The following is a 4,389-nucleotide window of genomic DNA, read 5'->3' as shown; positions in this document are numbered from 1 at the left end:
GCCGGGTTCTCACTCTCATTGAAGTAGCGGTAACCGGTCTCGTCCAGAAAGCCCTCGAATTTCTTCTGCTCGCCCTCGGGAATCTCGAATCCCATGAGCACGCGGCCGAAGTCGCCGCCCTGCCCGCGATAGTGGAGCAGGGAGATGTTCCACGTGCTGCTCATCGCGGAAACGAAATCCGTGAGCGCGTAGGGGCGCTCGGGAAAATTGAAGCGGTAGAGCACTTCGCTCCTGGCCTCGCGGGCGCGCCCGCCCATGAAGTGGCGAATGTGTTCCTTGGCCAGCTCGTTGGCTGTGATGTTGATGAAGTTGTAGCCGAACTTCGCAAGGATGGCCTCGAAGTCCTCGACGTCGCCGGCATCCTTGGTCGCAACGCCCAGGAAGATGTGCGCTTCCTGGCGCGAGGAGAGCCGATAGCCGAACTCCCGAATGGGATTGTCGCGCACCACCTGCTCGACGAGCTGGCGCATGGAACCGGCGTTTTCATCGATGGTGATGGCAAAGAGCGCTTCGAGGCTGCGGCCGATGAGGGTGCGTTCGGCCACGAACTGCAGGCGCTCGAAGTTCATATTCGCGCCCGAATTGATCGCCACCAGGTTCTTGTCGTGCAGGTCTTCGCGCGCGGCAAATTTTTCCAGTCCAGCCACCCCCAGTGCGCCAGCGGGCTCGACAATGGCACGGGTATCTTCGTAGACGCTCTGGATAGCCGAGCAGATTTCATCGACGCTCACAGTGATGATTTCGTCCACGTACTCACGAACCAGATCGAAGGTGTGCTTGCCCACGCGCTTGACCGCGACGCCGTCGGCAAAGAGCCCCACGCGGTCGAGCTCGATGCGCTCACCCGCGAGGATGGAGCGGCGCATGGCGTCATTGTCCACAGGTTCCACCCCGATGATCTTCGTATCGGGCTTGATCTGCTTGAGATATGCCGCCACGCCGCCGATCAGGCCGCCGCCGCCCACCGGAACGAAAACGTAGTCCACGTCCGGGCACTGATCGGCGATTTCACGTCCGCAGGTACCCTGGCCGGCAATGACCAGCGGATCGTCGAAGGGGTGGATGAACGTGGCGCCGCGATCCTCTGCAATGGCCCGGGCGCGGGCTTCGCAGTCGGAGTAGCTCTCGCCCTCCAGCACCACCTGCGCCCCGTAACGGCGTACTGCGCCGACCTTGATCTCCGGGGTGGTTTGCGGCATCACGATGATTGCCTCGATGCCCAGCTTGCGCGCGCCGTAGGCAACGCCCTGCGCGTGGTTTCCCGCCGAGGCGCAGACCACGCCCGCGGCGCGTTCCTCGGGCGTCAGGTGGGCGATCTTGTTGTAGGCACCACGAATTTTAAACGAGAAAACCGGTTGAAGGTCTTCGCGCTTGAGCCAGACCAGATTGCCCGTGCGGGCCGAGAGCTGGGGCGCGTCATCGAGCGGCGTGCGCTCGGCCGCGTCATACACACGCGCGGTCAGGATTTGTTGAAGCAGGTCGTCCATGGGGTATTCCGTTCCCCGGCGCCCATCGGGCCGATGGACTGCAGCCTATCGCCGCGCCGGGTGGGCGACAACTCCGCGCCTTGTCTGAATCGGAAAATTGACCGGACGAAGCCCACAGACAACAATCCAGATGGTCGGAGCGGAGAAACCGAGGCACATCATGGTCGATCCATCCCTTGTTCCAACACTCAAGAAGCAACATGCAGCCCTCGCAGAGTCTCTTGGTAGCTTCACAAACAAGACGCCGTCTTCAGCCGATATTAAGCATTTTACCGTCGCGCTTCTCGCACACCTGAATCTCGAAGACACCAAGCTTTATCCCGCGCTCGCAGACGGCGGCGCGATCTCCCGCGCGGTGGCCAGCGGCTTCCAGATGACCATGACTTCGCTGGCAAAAGCCGCAACTGCGTTCGTCCAGAAATGGTCGGAAAACGAGCCTTCCAGCGACGAAACGGCATTCCACAATGAACTCAGGGTTGTGGTGGAAAAACTCAGCGAGCGAATCCGCACTGAGGAAGAAAAGCTCTACCCACTGGTAGAGAAACTCTAGCTCCTATTCACTCACTTCATCGGCAATTTTAAGCAGCGCCGGTGTCAGCGGAAATCCCGTATGCAGCGCGGCGGCCTTGCGCACGTGAATCTCGGGCTTGGCCGGCGCGGCAATGGGAATCGATCCCGGCGGCGTGCCATTGAGAATTTTGTCGACGAGCACGGCCCCCGCGGTGCCCGTGCTTGCAAACGGCACGCCGACCGAGAGCGCCACGTCGTGGGGGAAAACATCGGTTGCTTCCGGGAACGCGCCAATGATCGGCAGTTTCGTCTTGCGAAAGAGCTGCTCGATCATTACTTTGGAATTGATTTTGTCGTCGCGCCCGGCCCATGTGTCGGGGATCACCAGAAAGGCATCGGGCGTGTTCGCCAGAAAATACGCGGCTGCTGCCTTCGCGTCCTCGTTCTTGTCGACTTCGTAGACCATCAGGGTAATGCCGACTTCTTTGGCTACCGGCTCAAGTAATTCATAAAGTCCGCGCGCGTTGGGGTCGGAGCTCAAGATCATGCCGACGCGCTTTACGTCGGGGATCGTGTTGCTGATGAGCCGAATGATACGGCCCGGATGCACGAAGGTAGTCGACCCGGTGAGCCAGCCCTCGTCCTTAAAGTCGAGCACCCCGGGCATGGATACCGCCATGAACATCGTGGGAATGCCCGCCGAGTGGGCGCGCTCGGCGCCCCAGGTCGTCGCCGGCGTTCCCACCGTGATGATGAGATCCACCTTGCGATCGATGAATTCGTCGATGTAGCCGTGAAGGGCGCCCAGAAGTTCGAGCTTGTCCCAGATGCCCTTGGTCTGTCCCAGCGCGACGCGGCGCAGGATCTTGAGCTGCTTGCGATCGTTCCAGCCCAGCCGTTCGAGTTCCTTGCGCATGGCGATGATCGCGTCATCGTAGAAAACGACGTCTGTCATCTGCACGAGGCCGATGGTGAAGGTCTTTCCCTGGGGCGGCGCAGAGTCAGCGCGCAGAGGGACAAGCGCTCCGGCAAAGAGCACAAAAATCCCAAAGGCTATGACCACCCTACGCATGCACCGCTCCTGGTGTTGCGGTCCCCTTCTTCCCATCCCTGGACAGTAGGATCAGTCTAGCATCGGGTTGCTTTGATCTCTAGTGATCTTTGCTTACTTCTAGCTGCGATAACGACGCGGCGCGTCCGGCGCCCTACCAGCTCGCACGCATCTCCTCGGCCCAGCCGATAATGTCCTCGATTTCGTATTCCTGGCCCTCTTCATCGGTAATGCGGCCGCTGTAGCGCCCGAAACACTGGTGGACTTCGGCCCCCCAGGAGCCCAGAGGCAGCTTCATCGTGCGTTCGTAGAAGGGATCGAATACCAGATCGAGAGCGCGGCTCTCCCGGGTCTTGAGCAGCCAGGGCTCGCGATAATCGCGGGTGTTGTAGGTCCACTCGATGGCCTCACCGATTTTGCTGAGCTTGCCGTTGATGACGAGTCCGCTCTCGGTCACGCCGGTACCGTCGGTCCACTTGCCGCCGAACTGCAGGCCGATGACATCCATGCCCGAGTGACCGGATGCCGAGCCCCAGTTCCACGTCGTCTTGCGCGGCCACTTGCCGCGTCCGAAGTCCAGCGTGGCAAAGGAATCATTGGCGGCATTGAACTCATAGCGACGCTTTCCAACGGTGACATGTCCGCGCGTGGGCAGCGTGTTTTGCTTGGAAGTGAACTGAAAGCGCGTGTCGCTCCAGGGAACGAGTACGTTGAGCGTTTCGTGCGTGGCGGGGCGATCGACTTCAAGCTCGGCCTCCACGTGCGGACCGCCAAGTTTCTTGAAGCTCACGACGACGCGCGCGCGTTCTTTCTCTTCGTGAATGCCAAAATGCAGGCCCGAACCATTGAAGACCACGTCGCTGCCTGCGACGGTTTCGGGCTGGGAAAATCCGCGCGCCAGGGGCACGATGGCCACTTTTTCGGTGAACTCTTTGGTCTCGAAATCGAGGAAGCTGACTGTGGCCAGCCCGATGTAGTCGATGTCGGCGTAGGTAATCGAGAGCGCGCCTTCGCGACTGGTGACGCACCAGTAATCCCAGCGTTTCTTGCGCCCCCAGGAGCCCTTCAGGTTGCAGCGATGGTGCGGATGCCGGGAAAACCCGACGGCCTCGGGATTGAGCGTGCCGTCTTCCAGGCACTCAAGCACCTCGCTGGTGATTTCCTTTTCATGGGTCAGTGAGTTGCGTCCCACCATGTCGCGTCCTCCAGCCTGTTTTCAGGGCCGCCCCACTCTAGCGCGCGGAGCGTCAAAGCGTTACTGATAGAGGTCATGGGCACATCGATCAAAATCGCGATCATTGGCGGGGGAATCGTTGGCGTCTGCGCGGCCGGGACGCTCTC

General features: G+C 60.7%; 4 protein-coding genes. 1 reads left to right on the top strand and 3 read right to left on the bottom strand.

The window, feature by feature from the left end:
- The coding region (gene ilvA, locus KDH09_02710; GenBank protein ID MCB0218582.1) for a threonine ammonia-lyase, biosynthetic at positions 1-1,487 on the bottom strand (1,487 nt) is incomplete at its 3' end.
- A 160-nt stretch (positions 1,488-1,647) separates the two neighbouring features.
- On the opposite strand from ilvA, the gene KDH09_02705 reads away from it, so the two are divergent.
- Positions 1,648-2,037: a hemerythrin domain-containing protein gene (locus KDH09_02705; protein ID MCB0218581.1), complete on the top strand. Its 390-nt coding sequence runs from the start codon at positions 1,648-1,650 to the stop codon at positions 2,035-2,037.
- Positions 2,038-2,040: 3 nt separating this feature from the next.
- Here the strand turns inward: KDH09_02705 and KDH09_02700 are convergent, their stop codons facing one another.
- Both KDH09_02700 and KDH09_02695 read right to left on the bottom strand, forming a co-directional pair.
- Positions 2,041-3,069 (bottom strand): hypothetical protein, encoded by a 1,029-nt coding sequence (locus KDH09_02700; protein ID MCB0218580.1) that lies wholly within the window; start codon positions 3,067-3,069, stop codon positions 2,041-2,043.
- Between the two features lie 133 nt (positions 3,070-3,202).
- Complete coding sequence (locus KDH09_02695; GenBank protein MCB0218579.1) at positions 3,203-4,243, bottom strand: DUF2804 domain-containing protein; 1,041 nt, start codon at positions 4,241-4,243, stop codon at positions 3,203-3,205.
- Positions 4,244-4,389: the final 146 nt, after the last annotated feature.

The sequence above is a fragment of the Chrysiogenia bacterium genome (assembly GCA_020434085.1).
GTDB lineage: Bacteria > JAGRBM01 > JAGRBM01 > JAGRBM01 > JAGRBM01 > JAGRBM01.
Note: the sequence above shows the minus strand (reverse complement) of the source record. Positions and strands in the feature narration are given on the sequence as shown.